Raw genomic sequence first — 20,698 nt, forward strand, 5'->3', positions numbered from 1 at the left:
CCGGCCCATGCAAGGCATTGAAGATGACAGAAATGGCGCAGGCAACAACGCAGGAAGCGGCGGAAGACATTTATCTGGGGCGTCAGCCCATCGTCGACCGCGCGCAGCAATTGCAGGGCTTCGAACTGCTGTTTCGCAACAGCCTGCAGAACCGGGCCATGGTGGTCAATGATGCGGCGGCAACGTCCTCGGTGATCGTGCATACCCTGTCCGAATTCGGCATTGACAGCGTGCTCGGCGGCTGCACCGGCTTCATCAACTGCGATATCGGTTTCCTGATGAGCGATGTGATTTCGCTGCTGCCGCATGACAAGGTAGTGCTGGAAATCCTGGAGACGACGGTCTCCAACACCGACGTGCAGCGACGCTGCCTGGAACTGAAGGCGCTGGGCTTCCGGCTTGCGCTCGACGACTTCCAGGGCGCAACCGACAGCAACCGCGCGCTGCTGCCGATGATGGACATGATCAAGGTCGACATCGCCGGCCTTTCGGGCGACGCGCTTGAGCGGGTGTCGCGCGATGTGCGCACGCTGAATGCAACCAGGCTGGCGGAAAAGGTGGAAACCCTGGCCCAGTTCCAGCATTGCCGCGACCTGGGCTATCACCTGTTCCAGGGCTATCACTTCGCCCATCCCGAAATGGTCAGCGGCCGCCGGCTGTCGTCTTCCCATGCGGCGCTGCTGCGTCTTCTGGCGATGCTGCAGCAGGACGCCGACATCCGCCAGATCGAGAACGTATTCAAGGAACATCCGGCGCTGGCCGTGAACCTGCTGCGCCTGGCCAATTCCGCGGCGATGGGGCAGCGCCAGCCGCTGCGCTCGGTGGCCAATGCCATCGTGGTGCTGGGCCGGCGCCAGTTGCAGCGCTGGCTGCTGCTGCTGATGCTGGCCAGCGCGGACGCAGGCCAGTCGGGCGCTTCGGCCCTGCTGCATCTGGCCGCCACCCGCGGCAGGCTGATGGAGCTGCTGATGCAGGCCGAACAGCCTTCGCTGGCCGACAGCGCCTTCGTCACCGGCATCGTATCCGTGATGGACGTACTGCTTGGCCAGCCGCTGCGGCAGGTGGTCGACACCCTTGGGCTGGCCGATGACATCCGCGCGGCGCTGCTCGAGCGCACGGGGCCGATAGGCCAGCTGCTGCGCCTGGCGCAGGCGCTGGAGAGCGATGACGACAGCATCGTGCGCGAATACATTACCGCCAATGCCTCGCGCGCCGCGCTCACCATCAATCACAGCCAGGGCCAGGCGCTGCTCTGGGCAAACAAGGTTTTGCAGGCGGCATGATGCACGGACAAACAACAGGCGTGGCGCCGGCGACGGGTGCGAAGATCAGGGTCGTGGTGGTGGACGACTCGGCGCTGATCCGCAGCGTGCTGCGTGAAATCATCGACAGCCAGCCGGACATGGAAGTGGCAGGCGTGGCGCCCGACCCGATCGTGGCGCGCGAGATGATACGCAGGCTGGACCCGGACGTGCTGACGCTGGACGTGGAAATGCCCAAGATGGACGGCCTCGATTTCCTCGAAAAGCTAATGCGGCTGCGGCCAATGCCGGTGGTGATGGTGTCGACGCTGACCGAGCGCGGCTCCGAGATCACGATGCGGGCGCTGGAGCTGGGCGCGGTCGACTTCGTCACCAAGCCCAAGATCTCGATCCAGCACGGCATGCAGGAATATGCCGACACCATCGCCGACAAGATCCGCGCCGCCGCCCGTGCCCGCATTCGCCGGCACGTGGCGGCGCCGGCCGGTGCGGCCGCGACCGCGGCCAGCGCCGCCAGGCCGCTGCCGGCATTGGGCAATCCGCTTGCCAGCAGCGAAAAGCTGATCATCATCGGCGCCTCCACCGGCGGCACCGAGGCCATCAAGGAATTCCTGCTGCAGATGCCGCCGGATTGTCCCGGCATCCTGATCGTGCAGCACATGCCGGAAGGCTTCACCCGTTCCTTCGCCGAGCGGCTGGACAAGCTGTGCCGCATCGCGGTAGCCGAAGCGGTGCATGGCGAGCGGGTGCTGCCTGGCCATGCCTATCTCGCGCCCGGCCATTCGCACCTGCTGCTGGCGCGCAGCGGCGCCAACTATGTGACCCAGCTCGACCAGGGGCCGCCGGTCAACCGCCACCGGCCTTCGGTGGACGTGCTGTTCCGCTCGGCGGCGCTCCATGCCGGCAAGAACGCGGTCGGCGTGATCCTGACCGGCATGGGCCGCGACGGCGCCGCCGGCATGCTGGAAATGCGGCACGCCGGCGCCTGGAACGTGGCGCAGGACGAGGCCAGTTGCGTGGTGTTCGGCATGCCGCGCGAGGCGATCGCAGTGGGCGCGACCCATGAAACCGGCCCGCTGAAGGAATTGCCGGGCATGGTGCTGGCGCAGCTGACCCGCCAGGGCGGCCGCGCGCTGAGAGTGTGAAATGCGTCGGATCGACGATGTAAAAAAAATGCCCGCCGCTGGTGCGCCGGGGCTCAAGTTTTTGACGTGACCTGCCGATATGCAGATATCGGTTTAAGGATTGAATGGAGCAATGATGGCTGATCCGAAAATGAAGTTTCTGGTGGTAGACGATTTCTCGACCATGCGCCGCATCGTGCGCAACCTGTTGAAGGAACTGGGCTACAGCAACGTGGACGAGGCGGAAGACGGCGCGATGGCCCTGTCCAAGCTCAAGAACGAACAGTTCGACTTCGTGATCTCCGACTGGAACATGCCGGTGATGAACGGGCTGGACATGTTGAAGAGCATCCGCGCCGACGCCGCGCTGGCCAAGCTGCCGGTGCTGATGGTGACGGCCGAGGCGAAGAAGGAAAACATCATCGCTGCCGCCCAGGCCGGCGCCAACGGCTACGTGGTCAAGCCGTTCACCGCGGCCACGCTGGACGAGAAGCTGGCGAAGATCTTCGAAAAACTCGAAAAGGTCGGAGCCTGACATGGAAGCCGCGCGGCCGGACCTGACGGCGCAGGGCGGAGAAGGGCAGTTGCAGGAAGCGTTGCTGGCGCGGGTCGGCCAGATGACGCGCAGCCTGCACGACAGCCTGCGCGGCCTCGACTTCGACAAGCTGATCGAACGCGCCGCCTACGACATCCCGGACGCGCGCGACCGGCTCGATTATGTCGCCCGCCTCACCGAGCAGGCGGCGCAGAAGGTGTTGAACGCCACCGAGCTGGCCAGTCCGCTGCAGGACGGCCTGGCCAGCGGCGCCGATGCGCTGGCCAGCGACTGGCGCGCCGCGCTGGCGGATGGCAGCATGCCGGCCGCCAGCCGCGCACTGGCCGAGCGCACCCTGGGCTATCTGGCGCAGGCAAGAGCGGACAGCGACACCACGCGCGCCCATCTGATGGACATCATGATGGCGCAGGACTTCCAGGACCTGACCGGGCAGGTGATACGCAAGGTCACCGAACTGGCGCATGGCCTGGAGCAGCAACTGGTGCAGCTGCTGGTGGACTATGCGCCGGGCGACGTCCGGCGTGAAACCAATACCGGCCTGCTCAATGGCCCGCAAATCAACCCGACCGCCAGCCCCGACGTGGTGGCGGACCAGGCGCAGGTCGACGATCTTCTGGAGAGCCTGGGCTTCTAGCCGGACGCTATCCGTTCCACGTCTTTTTTCAACCAGCCTCGCAGCCGACCGATGTCCCTATCCCATTTCCTGGTGCGCACCGCTTTGCTCGACCCGGCGCGCAAGGTGGTCGCGCATCGATTCGCCTGGCAGCGCAATGCGCCCGGTGCGTCGGACGACGCGCTCGCGCTGCAGCTCGCGGCCGGCCTGCATGATGAAGACAAGGGGTGGCTGCTGGCCGATGGCCACCTGATTTTGCCTGCCACGCCGGCGGCCCTGGAGGCAATCGTCGCCACGCCGCTGCCGCCGGCGGCGCTCACGCTGTCGCTTGACGCCGCAACGCTGCAGGGGCCGCAAGGGCAGGGCTGCGCCGCCGAACTGCGCCGCAAGGGCTATGGCCTGGCGCTGCGCGACGCCGATGCCGACGGTATCGACGCCGCACTGTGCGGCCATGCCACCCAGCTCGAACTTGATGGCGCCGCGGCGGGGCTTTCCGCCCGCTTGAAACGCGTCGCCGCCATGCGCCGCCCATCGACCCGCATCGCACTGCCCGGCATCGGTGTCTGGGCGCATTACGACACCTGCGCCAAGGCGGGCCTGCATGTCTATGCCGACCAGCTGCTGCGCGCGCCTGCGCCGCCGCAGGACGCACGCGGCCTGAATGCATCGCAGACCGTCATCCTGCAGCTGATGGAACTGGTCAACCGCAATGCCGACCTGCGCGAGCTGGAAGCCGTGCTCAAGCGCGACCCGGCCATTTCCTACAAGCTGTTCAGGTATATCAATTCGGTCGGCTTCGGCCTGGGCGCGGAAATCAACTCGATCCGCCATGCGGTGACGCTGCTGGGCTACGCCACGCTGAACCGCTGGCTGGCGCTGCTGCTGGCCACCGCCAGCGCCAGTGAATATGCCGCGCCGCTGATGAAGACCGCCATCATCCGCGGCCGCTTCGCCGAGCTGCTGGGCCTGTACCTGCTGCCCCGCAATGAAGCTGAAAACCTGTTCGTGGCCGGCATGTTCTCGATGCTGGACCGCCTGCTGGGCATGACGATGGACGAGGCGCTGGCGCAGATACCGCTGTCCGAAGCGCTGTGCCAGGCGCTGCTATCGCGCCAGGGCATCTATGGTCCTTTCCTGGCGCTGGCGGAAAGCTGCGAGCAGCCGGACGGCGACAGCGCGGCGCAGGCCGACGCGCTGTTCCTGTCGGCCGAGCAAGTCAACCGCGCCCATCTGGCGGCGCTGGCCTGGGCGCAGAACCTGAAGCTGTAGACGGTCCTATGCAGCAGCGTCGGAGCGGCTTCTTGGCTTTCGCCATCCGTCGCTGCTATATTTTCGCCTTGCGCGTCAGGCCGAAGGCTTGGCCGGTTACCTTGCCGTCCAACCTTGTCGATGAAAGAGCCTGTCATGGATTCTTCCCGTGCAGCCACTGCCGCGCATGACGCCGTGCAGCATTTCTTCGATGTAGATCAACCGCCTCCTCCTGAACCCCACCCCAGCGGCGCTCCCGGCTTCACAGCAGACAGCCGGAGTACAGCGTATTACTGCTGCCGATGAGCTGGTCGGCGGGAAGAAGAGTATGGATTCGCACGGCGACTGTGGACAATCGCCATCCTCAACCTGCCTCCATGCTGTCGTTGCTGGTATGCCGGGGTGTCCAGACCGGCATCATGAAGGGGGCATTGGACTGCATGGACATCCTGATTAATGAAGCCGGCTTGCCGGAGGCTGACACGGTCAAACTGTTGCGCAGCCACTTTGAACGCAAGTCGAATGCGGAATGCAAAGACCTCGAGGCGAGGTCGAATGCTTTCCCCGACTTTTCGATTGGGCCGCAGCGTGCCATGCCCTTTAATGGGCTGTCCGCCATCGACTCTCTCTTCTGCGACTGGCTGGGCGCCAGGATGAAGGCGTACATGCAAAAGATCCTGGCCTCCTCCCTGCCTGACACGGCCAAACGCGACGTGCTCCGGCTGGATTTTCCGGACCGTTCCCAGTTCCTGCGCATGAGCCGGGCGCTTCGCACCTACTGTTCCACCGTGCGCGGCAGCAGCTTGCCTGAGACGATGAAGCAGGAACTGACAAGCCGCTTGCGCACCCATTTCGATCCGGCATGCTCGCTGCTCTGAGTTCACTGCCCTGAACCGCGCGACATGGCAGGCGCCGGCTGCTGGCAGGCCGGCTCTGCCGCCAGGCCGCCCGCTTCGGCGAGCAGCACGCCGTTTGCCCCGCTGTTCCAGCGATGGCCATGGAAGCCATGACGCGATAATGCGGGCTCACCTTGGGCATTTGCGCCAGCTTCATGCCCGCAGCCGGAGCGCCGCATGGCCGAAGACAGCGAACTCGAAAAAACCGAACCAGCCTCACAGAAGCGCCTCGATGAAGCGCGCGAGCAGGGCAATGTCCCGCGCTCGCGCGAACTGGCGACCTGCAGCGTGCTGCTGGTCGCCGGTTGCGCACTGTGGATGCTGGGCGGCCGGCTGGCCGCGCAACTGGGCAGCCTGCTGGCCAACAGCCTGACCTTCGAGCGCAGCCAGGCGTTCGACATGGACCTGCTGGTCTCGCGCGCCGCCTCGCTCCTCATCGATGTGCTGCTGGCATTCGCGCCGGTGGCGGCAGCGCTGATGCTGGTGGCGGTCGGCGCGCCGCTGCTGATCGGCGGCTGGAACTTCAGCACCAAGGCTTTCATGCCCAACTTCGGCAAGCTGAACCCCCTGAGCGGCCTGGGCAACCTGGTGTCGTCGAACGCGCTGGTGGAATTGGGCAAGGCGGTCGGCAAGACCGTCCTGGTTGGCATCGTGGCCTGGATCGTGGTGCGCGGCAAGCAGGACGCGGTCATGGCGCTGGCGCTGGAGCCGCTCAACGTCGGCAGCGCCCATCTGGGCCAGCTGCTGCTGCAGTCTTTCATGCTGATCGTTGCCGCGCTGGTGGCCATCGCCGCCATCGACGTGCCGTACCAGCTCTGGCACCACGCCAGCCAGCTGAAGATGACGCGCGAGGAGCTGCGCCAGGAAGCCAAGGAATCCGAAGGCAATCCGGAGATCAAGGCCAAGATCCGCGCCACCCAGCGCGAGATGGCGCGGCGCCGCATGATGTCCGAGATCCCGACCGCCGACGTGGTGGTGACCAACCCGACCCACTTCGCGGTGGCGCTCAAATACACCGACGGCAAGATGCGCGCGCCCAAGGTGGTGGCCAAGGGCGCCGACGAAGTCGCTGCCAAGATCCGCGAATTGGCGGCCGAGCATCATGTGCCTCTGCTCGAAGCGCCGCCCCTGGCGCGCGCGCTGTTCCGCCATGCCGAACTGGGCGACGAGATCCCGGAAGCGCTGTACACCGCGGTGGCGGAAGTGCTGGCCTATGTGTTCCAGTTGAAGGCCCATGCCAGCCATGGCGGCCTGAAGCCGACGGCGCCGACGGCGCTGGAGGTGCCGCCAGGGATGGATCCGTTGGAAGACAGTCCCGGGCAATAGCACAGCAAACCTGCCAACAGGCTGTCGCGTAGTCCGGGCCTTACGGCGGCTGGCTGGTCCATGTGAATTCACCTTGTGACAGTGATGGCTTTGAAGAGCGCTCCCGCATCTCCCTGGCAGTTTCCCCATGCAAGCGCATCTGTTTATCTTTGTGCGCCTTTCGCGCCGTCTTGATCAGCACGACCGGTTTGTCGTGTTTTTAGCAGTCCTTACACACGTCATGTGGCAAGCAGTCGGTTCTGTAAGCGGAACATTCATCTGAAAAAAGCGCACCAAAATCCAACATTGTGCGAATTCCGAATTGCTTTGGTTGAAATAAAGGCCAAGGTTGTCGAGCCAAATGCGGCCTCGGCAAAGCCGGATTCGCAGCTTTGAGACCACGCATTTGCCAGAGCGGCAGGTCCGGTCTGTCTCATCCGGGGTCCCTTTCTTATACCACCAGAATCGAGAGGAAAAATATGGATAAGGCTCGCTTTGCAGGGAGGAGTGCTTGGAGTATTTTGGATGATCGTCTCCCCAGGAAATTTCAATTGACGACGCTGCAAAGAAGCTGGTGAAGGAATTAACAGGAGAAGATTCCGTTTCTAGTGAAAGCAGTTATGCAGCTTATGCTGAATTTCCTGCATCTGTTTCGAAGGCGGCCCTGACTGCTCTGCTAAGCATGCACGGAGAGCGGGAAACCAGTCACGTCCAGGAGAACGTGTCGCAAATGATGACGGATGCACGGCAAAAATATCTGAAATAGGCTGGGACGGCAGACAAGGCGAATTTAACCACTGAGTTTGACGGCAAGGTCATTAACCTGCTGGTTCAAAGGTTAAGCGGAAGGGCGCGCTTGTTCTATTGTGGAAAAGCCCAGGAGTTGAGTCGAGCGTTACAGAACGGCACTTCCACTAAATATATGTACAACCAGGAAATGGTCCATTTCATGCGCGAGGTAATGGATCCGGAAGCCTACTATCTGGAAACTGAGGTAGTGAATGCCTTGAGTTTGATAGGTAATGAAAAAGAAAATGTGGTTGATGGGCTGGTTTACCTATTTAAAGGAAATATAAATAGCGACTTAATGAAACAGATGCGGGAATTTGACAATGTTTTGTCTGAAATTTTGAATAATAAAAAATTTGGTGATCCGGAGAGTGAAAAAAGGCTGGCTTTTCGAAGAAATTTCATTGAAAAAGCAAGGGAAAAGCTGGCAAACCGACTACCTGAGCCAGACAGGACCGAATACTTCAAGTTTGAAAAACAACAGCGAGAAAATTTAAGCCAGGGTCGCATTGATTACGATAGTTATCGGAGTTCCGTGTTGGGATGGATAGTCAAGCGTCCTCTGCAAGAAGGATTAAAAAAGGCATTGAGCGGGAAAAATGTTGCGGAGTGTCGTGAGATTTTGGTTAATTTAATTAAAGAAAACGGGGCCTACAATAATCACTATCATTTATTCTATGATGACTTGCAAGCTAAAGGAAAAGTGCAAGGCATTTATCAAAAGTTCCTGGGTGCTGCTTTTGCTTATGTGGACTCGAAGCCGAGCGTCCTAAAAACCAGCCAGGAGAAGTATGCCGAATTTGTAACGGCGGCGAAAAGCCGATTGCTGCAGGCTTTGCCGGAATCGATTTCCAAAGCGCATGCGCAGCATGTGAAAGTCATTGATGAGTTGCTGCAAAAGGGGTTCATAGAGCAAGCAGGATATTACGAGAGCAGGGATACTTATCTGTTAGGGCTAATTGCCCCCGTAAAAGATGATAGACATCCCGTTCGCGGCGCGGCAAGCAGCGCTTTCGATGAGTCGGTGTTAAACGCACCTCATCTGGAAAAAATTGTTACTGATGCATTGCAAAAAAGTATCAGATCGAACAATAAAAAAAACGACACCTTGGAAGCCTTAATCATGTGCTGGGGGGGATTCGTGAATAGCCACCACGACGATTTCAGTTTGCAGCCGGTTTGTGAGGCAAAATCGGCTTACTTGAAAACGAAAAATTCAACGCATGCCAACGACCAGCTCATGAAATTCAGGGTCGACGGTGAGTTTAGTGTCGAAGCCCGCAAGCAACTAGTCAAACAGTTGCCCGGGAATCTGCGCCCATCCTATGACGCGCATGAAAAGCTTCTCCTCGATCATCTGGGAAAAGGCCATATAACTCAGCAGACTTACTGGAACGGCATGGTCTTGTTTTTAAATGAACATTTTCGTTTTCCAAGTTAATTAAACCAGGATAATCCCGCAGCTATCGACGCGGCAAAAGCTTGCCAAAGGCATCCGGCCGCGCGGGGCACAGCCGGAAACCGGAAGAAAAGGAGGAATCTTCCTAACGCATCGCGCAAGCAAAAAAGCGCCATAACCACCCTTTGTTCGCTGGATGCAACTCCCTTTGTATCGCCAATAATGTCTCCAGAAATGCCTCTGTGGCGCCATGGTGGCGACGGGGCGCACTCCAGGAGCAGCATTGGCTAATACCGGTATTCATGCAAACACTGACTTGTCGGTGGAAAAGGGACTGTTCTGCCCGCCCGGAGCCGCCCAATGAACGGCCTGACCCTGCCGGCCTGGCTGCGCAACGCCAATTCCAAGGCCCTGGCGGCGCCGGCCATCATCATCATGATGCTGGCGATGATGGTGCTGCCGCTGCCGGCCATCGTGCTGGACATGTTCTTCAGCTTCAATATCGCGCTGTCGGTGATCATCCTGCTGACCAGCCTGTACACCATCAAGCCGCTGGACTTCATGGCGTTCCCGGCGGTGCTGCTGGTGTCGACCATGCTGCGGCTGTCGCTCAACGTGGCTTCCACCCGCGTGGTGCTGACCGAGGGCCACACTGGCCCCGACGCGGCCGGCAAGGTGGTCGAGGCGTTCGGGCACTTCCTGATCGGCGGCAATTACACCGTCGGTATCGTGGTGTTCATCATCCTGACCATCATCAACTTCACCGTCGTCACCAAGGGCGCTGGCCGCATCGCGGAAGTGGGCGCGCGTTTCGCCCTTGACGCGATGCCGGGCAAGCAGATGGCGATCGACGCCGACCTGAACGCCGGCCTGATCGCCGAAGCCGAAGCGCGCCGCCGCCGCACCGAAGTGGCCCAGGAAGCCGAGTTCTATGGCGCCATGGACGGCGCCTCCAAGTACGTGCGCGGCGATGCCATCGCCGGCATCATGGTGACCCTGATCAACGTGGTTGGCGGCCTGGTGGTGGGCATGGTGCAGCACGACATGGCCTTCGACGCGGCGATCAAGAACTACACCCTGCTGGCCATCGGCGACGGCCTGGTGGCGCAGCTGCCATCGCTGATCATCTCCACCGCGGCCGGCGTGATCGTCTCGCGCGTCGCATCCGAGCATGACATCGGCAGCCAGCTGATGAACCAGCTGTTCGCCAAGCCGCAGGTGCTGATGATCACCGCCGGCATCCTGGGCGGCATGGGCATCATTCCCGGCATGCCGCACGTGCCTTTCCTGTTCCTGGCCGGCGTGCTGGGCGGCGGCGCCTACCTGCTCAAGAAGCGGGCCGCGGAAGCCGCCGCGGCGCCGGTGGTGGAAGCCGCGCCCGTGCTGCCGGCGCCGGAAACCGAGGAAGCCACCTGGCAGGACATCGTGCCGGTCGACACCCTGGGCCTGGAAGTGGGTTACCGCCTGATTCCGCTGGTGGACAAGACGCAGGGCGGCGAGCTGTTGAAGCGCATCAAGGGCATCCGGAAGAAGTTTGCGCAGGAAGTGGGTTTCCTCTCGCCGCCGGTGCATATCCGCGACAACCTGGAGCTGAAGCCTTCCGGCTACCGCATTGCGTTGAAGGGTGTCGAAATCGGCGCGGGCGAGGCGCATGCGGGCCAGTTCCTGGCGATCAACCCCGGCATGGTCACCGGCACGCTGCCCGGCACCGTCACCAGCGACCCGGCCTTCGGCCTGCCTGCCACCTGGATCGACGCCAGCCTGCGCGACGAGGCCCAGGCCATGGGTTATACCGTGGTGGATGCCGGCACCGTGGTGGCCACCCATCTGAACCATTTGATCACGATGCATGCGGCCGAGCTGCTGGGTCGCGGCGAGCTGCAGCAGCTGATCGACCACCTGAACAAGGAGTCGCCCAAGCTGCTGGACGACCTGGTGCCCAAGATGCTGCCGTTGTCGACCTTGCAGAAGGTGCTGCAGAACCTGCTGACCGAAGGCATCCATATCCGCGACATGCGGACCATCGTCGAAACGCTGGCCGAAAATGCCGGCCATTTCCAGGATGCCGGCGACCTGACCGCGCTGGTGCGCATCGCCCTTGGCCGCGCCATCGTCCAGCAGTTGTTCCCGAACGGCGGCGAGCTGACCGTGATGGCGCTGGACAACCGGCTGGAGCGGCTGCTGATGCAGGCATTGCAGACCAGCGGCCCCGATGGCGCCGGCATCGAGCCGGGCCTGGCCGACACGCTCGTGATGCAGACCGCCGAGGCGGTGCAGCGCCAGGAGCAGATGGGCATCACGCCCGTGCTGCTGGTGCCGGGCCAGTTGCGCGCGGTACTGTCGCGCTTCCTGCGCCGCAGCCTGCCGCAGTTGAAGCTGCTGTCGCATGCGGAGATACCGGACACCAAGACCATCAAGGTGACGGCGCTGGTGGGAGGGTAGGGGGAGGGAGCATTGCTGCGCCTAACGGCAACGGCAAAGGCAAAGGCAACGGCAACGGCAACGGCAACGGCAACCACAGACGCCGCCCCTACCGCCTCACCATCCCCTCCCTGCGAGGCGAGCGTCCTCCCCCCATCCCCTACCTGGCCTTCCTGAACGGATTACGCTCGTCCAGTTCATCCATGTAGGCAGCAATCCCGCCGCTCTCCTGCTCCAGGAAACGCTCCACCGCATCGCTGAAGGCTGGATGCGCCAGCCAGTGGGCCGACCAGGTTTTCTGCGGCAGGAAACCGCGCGCCATCTTGTGTTCGCCCTGCGCGCCGCCTTCGAAAGCGGCCAGGCCGCGCTCGATGCAGAATTCCAGCGGCTGGTAGTAGGCCGTCTCGAAATGCAGGCAGGCATGCTGCTCCAGCGCGCCCCAGTAGCGGCCGTACAGGGTCTGGCTGTCATGCACCACCAGCGATGAGGCGATTGGTTTGCCGTCGCGCTCGGCGATCACCAGCAGCAGGTTGTCCGGCATGGACGCGCCGATGCGCAGGAAAAAGTCGAGATTCAGGTAGGGCGAGGAATAATGCGCCGCATAGGTGTGGTCGTAGCAGCGCTTGAAGAAACGCCAGTCGGCTTCGCCGATCTGCGCGCCTTCCAGGCGACGGAAGGTAATGCCGGCGTCCCGCACCTTGCGCCGTTCGGCGCGGATGTTCTTGCGCTTCTTCTGTTCCAGCGTGGACAGGAACTGCTCGAAATCGTCGTAGCCGTCATTGAGCCAGTGAAACTGCACGCCGTTGCGCAGCAGGAAACCGGCCCGCTCCAGCGCTTCGGCCTGCTGGGGCGGCGGATACAGCACATGAGTGGACGACACGTCCGCCTGCTGCTGCAGGGCCAGCAGCGCCTTGACCAGCGCCGACCTGGCGGTTTCATCGCGCGCCAGCAGCCGGCCGCCAGTGACCGGCGTGAAGGGAATCGCCGACAGCAGCTTGGGGTAGTACTCCAGGCCATTGCGCCGGTAGGCGTCCGCCCAGGCCCAGTCGAATACATATTCGCCATAGGAATGGCTTTTCACGTACAGCGGCATGGCCGCCGCCAGCGTGTCGTCCTGCCACAGGGTCAGGAACTGGGGTTGCCAGCCGGACTTGCGCGCGGCGCTGCCGGAGGCATGCAGCGCGTCGAGGAAGGCATAGGACAGAAACGGGTTGGCGTCCGCCTGCAGCGATAGCAGGGAAGTCCATTGCGCCTGACCGGCCTCGGCCAGGGAAGCAATAATGCGCGTGCGATAATTCAGGGTCAGCCTCATTCAAGCATGATTGATGGAAGAATCGCCAGGGCGCCGACCGGTACATTGGTGCTCCGGGTTTGCCGGACTCCTGGGTTGCCGATGGCCGGCGCGGGGCTGGGCTGTTGCTTGGCCCGGCGCGAGCAGCCCATTCTACGCAAAATCCGTCGCCGCGTTTGCGCCACCCGGCCGACGGCGACAGTGGCGGGAATGCATGGAACACTTCCCGGTCCAAGCGTTTCCGGCAGAAGCACAAGCACCGAGCATGTCATCAACCGCCCACTGGGCATTCCAAGGCAGAGCACATGAATAACAAGGAATTCTTCAATCTCTATTCCCACGATTTTGCCCGCGTATCGGTCGCCATCCCGTATTGCCGCGTCGCCGATCCGGCATTCAATGCGAAGGAAACGATTGCACTGGCAACCGAAGCGGCCAATCGCGGCGCGGTACTGATCGCCTTTCCGGAACTGGGCTTGTCCGCTTACACCTGTGACGACCTGTTCCACCAGCGCGCGTTGCTCGATGCCTGCAAGGCGGCGCTGGCAAGCATCGTCGAGGCATCTCGGACGCTGCCGGCGGCGCTGGTGGTCGGCTTGCCGCTGCAGGTGGACCATATGCTGTTCAACTGCGCCGCGGTGGTTGCCGACGGCCGCATACAGGGCGTGGTGCCCAAGACCTATCTGCCCAACTACGGCGAGTTTTACGAAGCCCGGCAGTTCAGCGAGGCCGACGCCGCCATCAGCGACCAGATCGAGCTGCTGGGCCAGAGCGTGCCGTTCGGCGCGACCTTGCTGTTCGAAGTGGCCAACATGCCGCTGCTGCGCTTCCACGTGGAGATCTGCGAAGACCTGTGGACGCCGATTCCGCCGTCCTCCTATGCCTCGCTGGCCGGCGCCACCGTGCTGGTGAACCTGTCAGCCTCCAATATCGTGGTCGGCAAGTCGCGCTATCGCCACCAGCTGGTGGGCCAGCAGTCGGCGCGCTGCCTGTCGGCGTACTTGTACTCATCGGCCGGACGCGGCGAATCCTCCACCGACATGGGCTGGGATGGCCAGGCGCTGATCTACGAGAATGGCGAACTGCTGGCGCAATCGGAGCGGTTTTCCGATGCGTCGCACCTGATCTGCGCAGACATCGACCTGGAGCGGCTGTCGCGCGAGCGCATGCATGTGACGACCTTCGGCGACAGCGCCCGTCGCCATCGCGACCAAGTGGCCGAATTCCGCACGATTTCCTTCGAAGTGAATGTGCCCGTGTCCGGGACGCTGAAATTGGAGCGGCATGTCGAGCGCTTTCCCTATGTGCCGTCGGACCACCGGCTGCGCGACGAGCGCTGCATGGAGGTCTACAACATCCAGGTGCAGGCGCTGGTGCAGCGGCTGTCGGCTTCCGGCATCAGGAAGGTAGTGATTGGCGTGTCGGGCGGTCTCGATTCCACCCATGCGCTGCTGGTCTGCGCCAAGGCGATGGACAGGCTGGGCTTGCCCCGCACAAACATTCTCGGCGTGACCATGCCGGGTTTCGCCACCAGCGGCCGCACCCTGGAGCAGGCCAGGAAGCTGATGGAAGTCGTCGGCTGTTCGGCCAGCGAAATCGACATCCGGCCGAGCTGCCTGCAAATGCTGAAGGACATCGGCCATCCCTACGCGGAAGGCCAGGAAGACTACGACGTTACCTTCGAGAATGTGCAGGCGGGCGAGCGCACCAGCCACCTGTTCCGCCTCGCCAATTTCCACAATGGCATCGTGCTGGGCACCGGCGACCTGAGCGAACTGGCGCTGGGCTGGTGCACCTATGGCGTGGGCGACCACATGTCGCACTACAACGTCAATGCCAGCGTACCGAAAACGCTGATCGTCCATCTGGTGCGCTGGGTGGCGGAAACCCACCAGATCGGCGCCTCCGGTTCGGATGTGCTGATCAAGGTGCTGGAAACCGACATCAGCCCGGAACTGGTGCCCGGCAAGTCGGCCGACGTGCCCGACCAGAAGACCGAGAACGTGATCGGCCCTTACGAACTGCAGGATTTCAATCTCTATTACACCCTGCGTTTCGGCCTTACCCCGACCAAGGTGGCTTTCCTGGCGCTGTCGGCCTGGGGCGACCGCAACGCGGGAAGCTGGCCGGAAGGGCCGCATGTGGCGCGCAACCAGTACACGCTGGCCGACATCAAGAAAAACCTCGGCATTTTCCTGTATCGCTTCTTCAAGACCAGCCAGTTCAAGCGTTCATGCGTTCCAAACGGACCCAAGGTCGGCTCGGGCGGATCGCTGTCGCCACGCGGCGACTGGCGCGCGCCCAGCGACTCCGAAGCCTCGGTCTGGATGGAGGAATTGAAAAATATTCCGGAACAATAAGCGGTTCAGTTGCGCCGCCAGGCCTATTTATCGGAGAAAATTGCAAGCCGTCGGCTATACTCCCGGCCGGTTACCGTAATGATGGTGCAGATGTTAGCTACTGATCCGCACCATCTTGCTTCCCGGTTCCGGGACGACTGACAGACACTGTGCAATCCAACAGAAGGAGCTTTTCGTGAAACAGATTACTGCGATTATCAAACCGTTCAAGCTCGACGAAGTGCGCGAAGCGCTGGCCGAAGTCGGCGTGAGCGGCTTGACGGTGACCGAAGTCAAGGGCTTCGGACGGCAGAAAGGCCATACCGAACTCTATCGCGGCGCCGAATACGTGGTCGATTTCCTGCCCAAGGTCAAGGTCGAAGCGGTGGTGGACGATGGCGTGGTGGATGCGGCGGTCGACGCCGTGATCAAGGCCGCCCGCACCGGCAAGATCGGCGACGGCAAGATCTTCGTGCGCGCGGTCGAGCAGGTGATCCGCATCCGCACCGGCGAGACGGGCCCGGACGCGGTCTGACAGCAGGGAATAACGATGGCGGAAGCGGCGCCGGCCGTTTCCCGATGCGGTCCCGAGGCCCGGCTAGCTCTGCGCCTTCAGCAGCACCATCACCGCGCCGGCGCCGCCATCGGCGGCGCGCGCCTGGCAGAACGCCAGCACCTCATCCTTTTGCACCAGCCAGTTCCGCACCTTTTTCTTCAGCACCGGTTCGCGGTTGACCGAACCCAGTCCCTTGCCATGGATCACCCGCACGCAGCGCAGGCCGCGGCGGGTGGCGAGCCGCAGAAACTCGGCCAGCGCCTCGCGCGCCTCGTCGGTGCGCAGGCCATGCAGGTCGAGCTGGCTTTGCGTGACCCAGTGCCCGCGCCGCAGCTTGCGCACCACTTCCTGGCCTATCCCCGTGCGGGCATAGCTGAGCCCCTCGTCGGTTTCCAGTAGCGACTCGATACTGAACTCGTCCGATAGCGACTGCGCCAGCGCCGCCTGCTCGTCGGCCAGATGCTGACGCGCCACCGGCTCGGGCAGCGGCGGGGCGTGCGGCGCCTTCTCGCTGGCGCGCAGCGGCGCCACATTGCCTATGCTGTGCCGGAACAGGTTGGCCTCGCGCTGCGCCAGCGCTTCCTCCTCGCGCCGCCTGGCTTCGGCCCGCGCGCGCGCTTCTTCCTGTTCCTTCAGCCGGTCGCGCAGCGATTGCAGCGCCGCGAAGTCCTTGATGCCCGCCATGACTGCTTCATCCGGTGAATGACGATGACTACGCTTCCTGGCTTTCCAGGTAGCGCTGGGCGTCCAGCGCCGCCATGCAGCCGGTGCCGGAACTGGTGATGGCCTGGCGGTAGACGTGGTCCTGCACGTCGCCGGCGGCGAACACGCCCGGTGCGGTGGTGGCAGTGGCCATGCCTTCCAGGCCGGTCTTGGTGACGATGTAGCCGTTCTTCATTTCCAGCTGGCCTTCGAAGATGCCGGTGTTGGGCTTGTGGCCGATTGCAATGAACACGCCGTGCAAGGGCACTTCGGTGACGTTGCCGTCCTGGGTGGACTTGATGCGGATGCCGGTCACGCCGCTGTCGTCGCCCACCACTTCATCGAGCGTATGGTTCCACTTGATCTCGATCTTGCCTTCGGCGACCTTGGCCATCAGGCGGTCGATCAGGATCGCCTCGGCGCGGAACTTGTCGCGGCGATGCACCACAGTGACCTTCTTGGCGATATTGGACAGATACAGCGCTTCCTCGACCGCCGTATTGCCGCCGCCGACCACGGCCACTTCCTGGTTCTTGTAGAAAAAGCCGTCGCAGGTGGCGCAGGCCGACACGCCCTTGCCCATGAAGGCTTCTTCCGACGGCAGGCCCAGGTATTGGGCCGAGGCGCCGGTGGCGATGATCAGCGCGTCGCAGGTGTATTCGCCGGCGTTGCCGATCAGGCGGATCGGCTTTTCGCTCAGCTTGGTGGTGTGGATGTGGTCGAACACGATTTCCGTGTCGAAACGCTCGGCATGCTGCAGCAGACGCTGCATCAGCTCCGGCCCCTGCACGCCCATCGGGTCGCCCGGCCAGTTCTCGACGTCGGTGGTGGTCATCAGCTGTCCACCCTGCTCGATGCCGGTGATCAGCACCGGCTTGAGATTGGCGCGGGCGGCATAGACGGCGGCGCTGTAACCGGCGGGGCCGGAACCGAGGATCAGGACGTGAGCGTGTTTGGGAGTGGACATGGCGATATGTGAAATGGAAAGAAACGGGAGTGGCAAGACTGGCAATGCCGACAAAGGAAAGCTGCGGGGCAGCGGTCCTGTCGTATATCATGCCGGTCGGGCCGAATTCAACCAGTGCGGATTTCGTACAGTGTTGCAGCCTGAAAATGGTTAAGATTATAGACCAAGCCATCCGACAGTCTGGCTTGATCCCCAGAAACATTCCACGTAGCAATACCCAGCCCCCAGCCGTTTGTTGCACGCCTCCGATTTATGACAAGAACGAGCCAAACCTATACCCGCGACACCAGCCCGCAACCGCAGTTGCCCAGCCGTCTGGTGCGCCTGTTGTCGGAAGCGAAGTGGCTGGTGCTGACGGTGCTGACCACGTATCTGGTGCTGATCCTGCTGACTTATGCCAAGGCCGACCCCGGCTGGTCGCATGCCAGCATGGTGCCGCGGCTGCACAACTGGGGCGGGCGCATCGGCGCCTATATCGCCGACCTGGCGCTGTTCATTTTCGGCCTGTCGGCCTGGTGGTTCTGCGTGTTGCTGTTCAAGGCGGTCTGGCTGGGTTACCGCCGGCTGGCCGACGGCGGCATCGAGGAGCCGGAAGCCATCTACCGGCAGGAAAAGATCATCCGTGCCATCGGTTTCGTGATGATGCTGGCCGGCAGCGTCGGCCTGGAGCATGTGCGCATGTACAGCCTGAAGGTGGCGCTGCCGCGGGCGCCGGGCGGCGTGCTGGGCGCCCTGATCGGCGGCAGCGCCCAGAATGCGCTCGGCTTCACCGGCGCCACGCTGCTGCTGGTGCTGCTGTTCGGCCTGGGCTTTTCGCTGTTCTTCCAGGTGTCCTGGCTGACCCTGGCCGAGCGCATCGGCGGCTTGCTGGAAAATTCGGTGGCGTTGGCGCAGAAGCTGTACGCGGCCCATGTCGACCGCAAGCTGGGCCAGGTCGCGGCCGTCAAGCGCGACGTGGCGGTAGTGCAGGAGCGCGCCAAGATCGTCGAGGCGCCGCCGGTGCGCATCGAGCCGCAGATCGTCACCGTGCCCAAGGCCGAGCGCGTGGTCCACAAGGACCGGCAGGCCAGCCTGTTCGGCGTCGATAATCGCGATACCAACCTGCCGCCGCTGTCGCTGCTGGACGAGGCGCCGCCGGCGCAGGAGACGGTCAGCGTCGAAACCCTGGAATTCACCAGCCGCCTGATCGAGAAGAAGCTGTCGGACTTCGGCGTCGACGTGAAGGTGGTGGCGGCCTATCCGGGGCCGGTGATCACCCGCTATGAGATCGAACCCGCCACCGGCGTCAAGGGCAGCCAGATCGTCAACCTGGCGCGCGACCTGGCGCGGGCGCTGTCGCTGACCTCGATCCGCGTGGTCGAAACCATCCCCGGCAAGAATTACATGGGCCTGGAACTGCCGAATCCGAAACGGCAGATCGTCCGCCTGACCGAGATCCTCGGCTCCAAGGTCTACAACGACGGCGTCTCCAGCCTGACCGTGGCCCTAGGCAAGGATATCGCCGGCCATCCGGTCGTCGCCGACCTGGCCAAGATGCCGCACTTGCTGGTGGCCGGCACCACCGGCTCGGGCAAGTCGGTCGGCATCAACGCCACCATCCTGTCGCTGCTCTACAAGGCCGACCCCAAGCAGGTGCGCCTGATCCTGATCGACCCGAAGATGCTGGAACTGTCGATCTACGAAGGCATTCCGCATCTGCTGGCGCCGGTGGTGACCGACATGAAGCAGGCCGGCCATGCGCTGAACTGGGCCGTCAATGAAATGGAGCGGCGCTACAAGCTGATGTCCAAGCTGGGCGTGCGCAACCTGGCCGGCTACAACCAGAAGATCGCCGACGCCGAGAAGAGCGAGCAGAAGATACCGAATCCGTTCAGCCTGACGCCGGACGCGCCCGAGCCGCTGGAGAAGCTGCCCACCATTGTCATCATCATCGACGAGCTGGCCGACCTGATGATGGTGGTTGGCAAGAAGATCGAGGAACTGATCGCCCGCATCGCGCAGAAGGCGCGCGCGGCCGGCATCCACCTGATCCTGGCAACCCAGCGGCCATCGGTGGACGTGATCACCGGCCTGATCAAGGCCAATATCCCGACCCGCATCGCGTTCCAGGTCAGCAGCAAGATCGATTCGCGCACCATCCTCGACCAGATGGGCGCCGAGGCATTGCTCGGCATGGGCGACATGCTCTACATGCCGCCCGGCACCGGCCTGCCGGTGCGGGTGCACGGCGCCTTCGTGTCCGACGAGGAAGTGCACCGGGTAGTCGACCACCTGAAGGAACAGGGCGAGCCGAACTACATCGAGGGCATCCTCGAAGGCGGCGTTGCCGAGGAAGGCGGCGAAGCCGGCGCGGCGACGGGCGAGGGCGGCGGCGAAAGCGATGCGCTGTACGACCAGGCAGTGCAGGTCGTGCTGAAGAACCGGCGCGCATCGATCTCGCTCGTGCAACGACACTTACGAATTGGTTACAATCGCGCCGCCCGCCTGCTGGAACAAATGGAACAGAGCGGCGTCGTATCCAGCATGCAATCCAACGGCAACCGCGACATCCTGGTCCCGGCCGGCAATACTGCAGAATAGGACAGCACTTGACCTTCAAAGCCCGAATCAAACCGTTGCTGGCCCTCGCGCTGGCCCTGCCCGCGCTGGCGCAGGCCGCCGCGCTGGACCAGTTCAAATCCTTTGTCGGCAGCACGAAAACCGCGCGCGGCGAATTCACGCAACGCCTGGTGAAGAACGAGGGCGGCGCTGCCAAGGTGTCCAATACGTCCACCGGCACCTTCGAGTTTTCCCGTCCAGGCAAATTCATCTGGATCTACAAGAAGCCGTACGAGCAGCAGTTGCAGGCCGACGGCGAAAAGCTCTACATCTACGACAAGGACCTGAACCAGGTTACCGTGCGCAAGCTCGGCAATGCGCTCGGCTCGTCGCCGGCGGCCATCCTGTTTGGCAGCAACGACCTGGAAAAGAACTTCACGCTGAAGGATGCCGGCGAGCGCGACGGCATGGAATGGCTGCAGGCCATACCGAAAGCCAAGGACACCACCTTCGACCAGATCGGCATCGGCCTGCGCGACGGCGTGCCGGTGGCGATGGAACTGCGCGACTCCTTCGGCCAGGTATCGCTGCTGACCTTCACCCGGTTCGAGAAGAACCCGGCGCTGCCGGACAGCCAGTTCCGCTTCACGCCGCCCAAAGGCGCGGACGTGTTCGAGCAGTGAACCATCCCG

General features: G+C 62.8%; 16 protein-coding genes. 13 read left to right on the top strand and 3 right to left on the bottom strand.

All coding sequences use genetic code 11. The features are described 5' to 3' along the window. Positions 1–23: 23 nt before the first annotated feature. The 9 genes from ABC383_RS02005 (at position 24) to flhA (ending at position 11,634) form a co-directional block, all read left to right on the top strand. Positions 24–1,283, top strand: coding sequence for an EAL and HDOD domain-containing protein (locus tag ABC383_RS02005; RefSeq protein ID WP_413016214.1), 1,260 nt, complete (start codon positions 24–26; stop codon positions 1,281–1,283). Next, entirely contained in the window at positions 1,283–2,407 is a 1,125-nt protein-coding gene (locus ABC383_RS02010) for a protein-glutamate methylesterase/protein-glutamine glutaminase (RefSeq protein WP_413016216.1), read from the top strand. Before ABC383_RS02005 ends, ABC383_RS02010 begins: the two co-directional genes overlap by 1 nt. Positions 2,408–2,522: 115 nt before the next feature. After that, entirely contained in the window at positions 2,523–2,921 is a 399-nt protein-coding gene (cheY, locus tag ABC383_RS02015) for a chemotaxis response regulator CheY (protein ID WP_194714900.1), read from the top strand. A 1-nt stretch (position 2,922) separates the two neighbouring features. Continuing rightward, positions 2,923–3,576, top strand: coding sequence for a protein phosphatase CheZ (gene cheZ, locus ABC383_RS02020; protein WP_413011497.1), 654 nt, complete (start codon positions 2,923–2,925; stop codon positions 3,574–3,576). Between the two features lie 51 nt (positions 3,577–3,627). Continuing rightward, positions 3,628–4,824 (top strand): EAL and HDOD domain-containing protein, encoded by a 1,197-nt coding sequence (locus ABC383_RS02025; RefSeq protein WP_413011499.1) that lies wholly within the window; start codon positions 3,628–3,630, stop codon positions 4,822–4,824. Between the two features lie 419 nt (positions 4,825–5,243). After that, on the top strand, positions 5,244–5,681 hold the full coding sequence (locus ABC383_RS02030; protein WP_413011501.1) for a hypothetical protein: 438 nt from the start codon (positions 5,244–5,246) through the stop codon (positions 5,679–5,681). Positions 5,682–5,876: 195 nt separating this feature from the next. Beyond that, positions 5,877–7,025 (top strand): flagellar biosynthesis protein FlhB, encoded by a 1,149-nt coding sequence (gene flhB, locus ABC383_RS02035; protein WP_413011503.1) that lies wholly within the window; start codon positions 5,877–5,879, stop codon positions 7,023–7,025. Positions 7,026–7,953: 928 nt separating this feature from the next. Continuing rightward, a complete protein-coding gene (locus tag ABC383_RS02040) occupies positions 7,954–9,234 on the top strand; it encodes a hypothetical protein (RefSeq protein ID WP_413011505.1) in 1,281 nt (426 codons plus the stop codon). Positions 9,235–9,552: 318 nt separating this feature from the next. Beyond that, on the top strand, positions 9,553–11,634 hold the full coding sequence (flhA, locus tag ABC383_RS02045; RefSeq protein ID WP_413011507.1) for a flagellar biosynthesis protein FlhA: 2,082 nt from the start codon (positions 9,553–9,555) through the stop codon (positions 11,632–11,634). A gap of 139 nt (positions 11,635–11,773) precedes the next feature. On the opposite strand, the gene ABC383_RS02050 is transcribed toward flhA, so the two are convergent. Then, positions 11,774–12,925, bottom strand: a complete 1,152-nt coding sequence (locus tag ABC383_RS02050) for a GNAT family N-acetyltransferase (protein ID WP_413011508.1) — start codon at positions 12,923–12,925, stop codon at positions 11,774–11,776. A 284-nt stretch (positions 12,926–13,209) separates the two neighbouring features. Here ABC383_RS02050 and ABC383_RS02055 point away from each other — a divergent pair, with 284 nt between their 5' ends. Then, positions 13,210–15,264, top strand: a complete 2,055-nt coding sequence (locus tag ABC383_RS02055) for an NAD(+) synthase (protein ID WP_413011510.1) — start codon at positions 13,210–13,212, stop codon at positions 15,262–15,264. 175 nt (positions 15,265–15,439) lie between these two features. Then, positions 15,440–15,778, top strand: coding sequence for a P-II family nitrogen regulator (locus ABC383_RS02060; RefSeq protein WP_194713138.1), 339 nt, complete (start codon positions 15,440–15,442; stop codon positions 15,776–15,778). Positions 15,779–15,841: 63 nt separating this feature from the next. Here the strand turns inward: ABC383_RS02060 and ABC383_RS02065 are convergent, their stop codons facing one another. Both ABC383_RS02065 and trxB read right to left on the bottom strand, forming a co-directional pair. Beyond that, positions 15,842–16,483, bottom strand: coding sequence for a Smr/MutS family protein (locus tag ABC383_RS02065; protein WP_194713139.1), 642 nt, complete (start codon positions 16,481–16,483; stop codon positions 15,842–15,844). 28 nt (positions 16,484–16,511) lie between these two features. Further along, positions 16,512–17,468 (bottom strand): thioredoxin-disulfide reductase, encoded by a 957-nt coding sequence (gene trxB / locus ABC383_RS02070; protein ID WP_413011513.1) that lies wholly within the window; start codon positions 17,466–17,468, stop codon positions 16,512–16,514. Positions 17,469–17,720: 252 nt separating this feature from the next. Here trxB and ABC383_RS02075 point away from each other — a divergent pair, with 252 nt between their 5' ends. Together ABC383_RS02075 and lolA are read left to right on the top strand one after the other, a co-directional pair. Next, positions 17,721–20,048: a DNA translocase FtsK gene (locus ABC383_RS02075; RefSeq protein WP_413011514.1), complete on the top strand. Its 2,328-nt coding sequence runs from the start codon at positions 17,721–17,723 to the stop codon at positions 20,046–20,048. An 8-nt stretch (positions 20,049–20,056) separates the two neighbouring features. Further along, positions 20,057–20,689 (top strand): outer membrane lipoprotein chaperone LolA, encoded by a 633-nt coding sequence (lolA, locus tag ABC383_RS02080; RefSeq protein WP_413011516.1) that lies wholly within the window; start codon positions 20,057–20,059, stop codon positions 20,687–20,689. Positions 20,690–20,698: the final 9 nt, after the last annotated feature.

Origin of the sequence: Noviherbaspirillum phoenicis, assembly GCF_047237965.1 — a bacterium.
Lineage (GTDB): Bacteria > Pseudomonadota > Gammaproteobacteria > Burkholderiales > Burkholderiaceae_D > Noviherbaspirillum_A.

Bases quoted from the DNA above. Each gene is read 5' to 3' on its own strand.
- ABC383_RS02005 (WP_413016214.1), top strand. From the start codon at position 24: ATGACAGAAATGGCGCAGGCAACAACGCAGGAAGCGGCGGAAGACATT.
- ABC383_RS02010 (WP_413016216.1), top strand. From the start codon at position 1,283: ATGCACGGACAAACAACAGGCGTGGCGCCGGCGACGGGTGCGAAGATC.
- cheY (WP_194714900.1), top strand. From the start codon at position 2,523: ATGGCTGATCCGAAAATGAAGTTTCTGGTGGTAGACGATTTCTCGACC.
- cheZ (WP_413011497.1), top strand. From the start codon at position 2,923: ATGGAAGCCGCGCGGCCGGACCTGACGGCGCAGGGCGGAGAAGGGCAG.
- ABC383_RS02025 (WP_413011499.1), top strand. From the start codon at position 3,628: ATGTCCCTATCCCATTTCCTGGTGCGCACCGCTTTGCTCGACCCGGCG.
- ABC383_RS02030 (WP_413011501.1), top strand. From the start codon at position 5,244: ATGGACATCCTGATTAATGAAGCCGGCTTGCCGGAGGCTGACACGGTC.
- flhB (WP_413011503.1), top strand. From the start codon at position 5,877: ATGGCCGAAGACAGCGAACTCGAAAAAACCGAACCAGCCTCACAGAAG.
- ABC383_RS02040 (WP_413011505.1), top strand. From the start codon at position 7,954: ATGCGCGAGGTAATGGATCCGGAAGCCTACTATCTGGAAACTGAGGTA.
- flhA (WP_413011507.1), top strand. From the start codon at position 9,553: ATGAACGGCCTGACCCTGCCGGCCTGGCTGCGCAACGCCAATTCCAAG.
- ABC383_RS02050 (WP_413011508.1), bottom strand. From the start codon at position 12,925: ATGAGGCTGACCCTGAATTATCGCACGCGCATTATTGCTTCCCTGGCC.
- ABC383_RS02055 (WP_413011510.1), top strand. From the start codon at position 13,210: ATGAATAACAAGGAATTCTTCAATCTCTATTCCCACGATTTTGCCCGC.
- ABC383_RS02065 (WP_194713139.1), bottom strand. From the start codon at position 16,483: ATGGCGGGCATCAAGGACTTCGCGGCGCTGCAATCGCTGCGCGACCGG.
- trxB (WP_413011513.1), bottom strand. From the start codon at position 17,468: ATGTCCACTCCCAAACACGCTCACGTCCTGATCCTCGGTTCCGGCCCC.
- ABC383_RS02075 (WP_413011514.1), top strand. From the start codon at position 17,721: ATGACAAGAACGAGCCAAACCTATACCCGCGACACCAGCCCGCAACCG.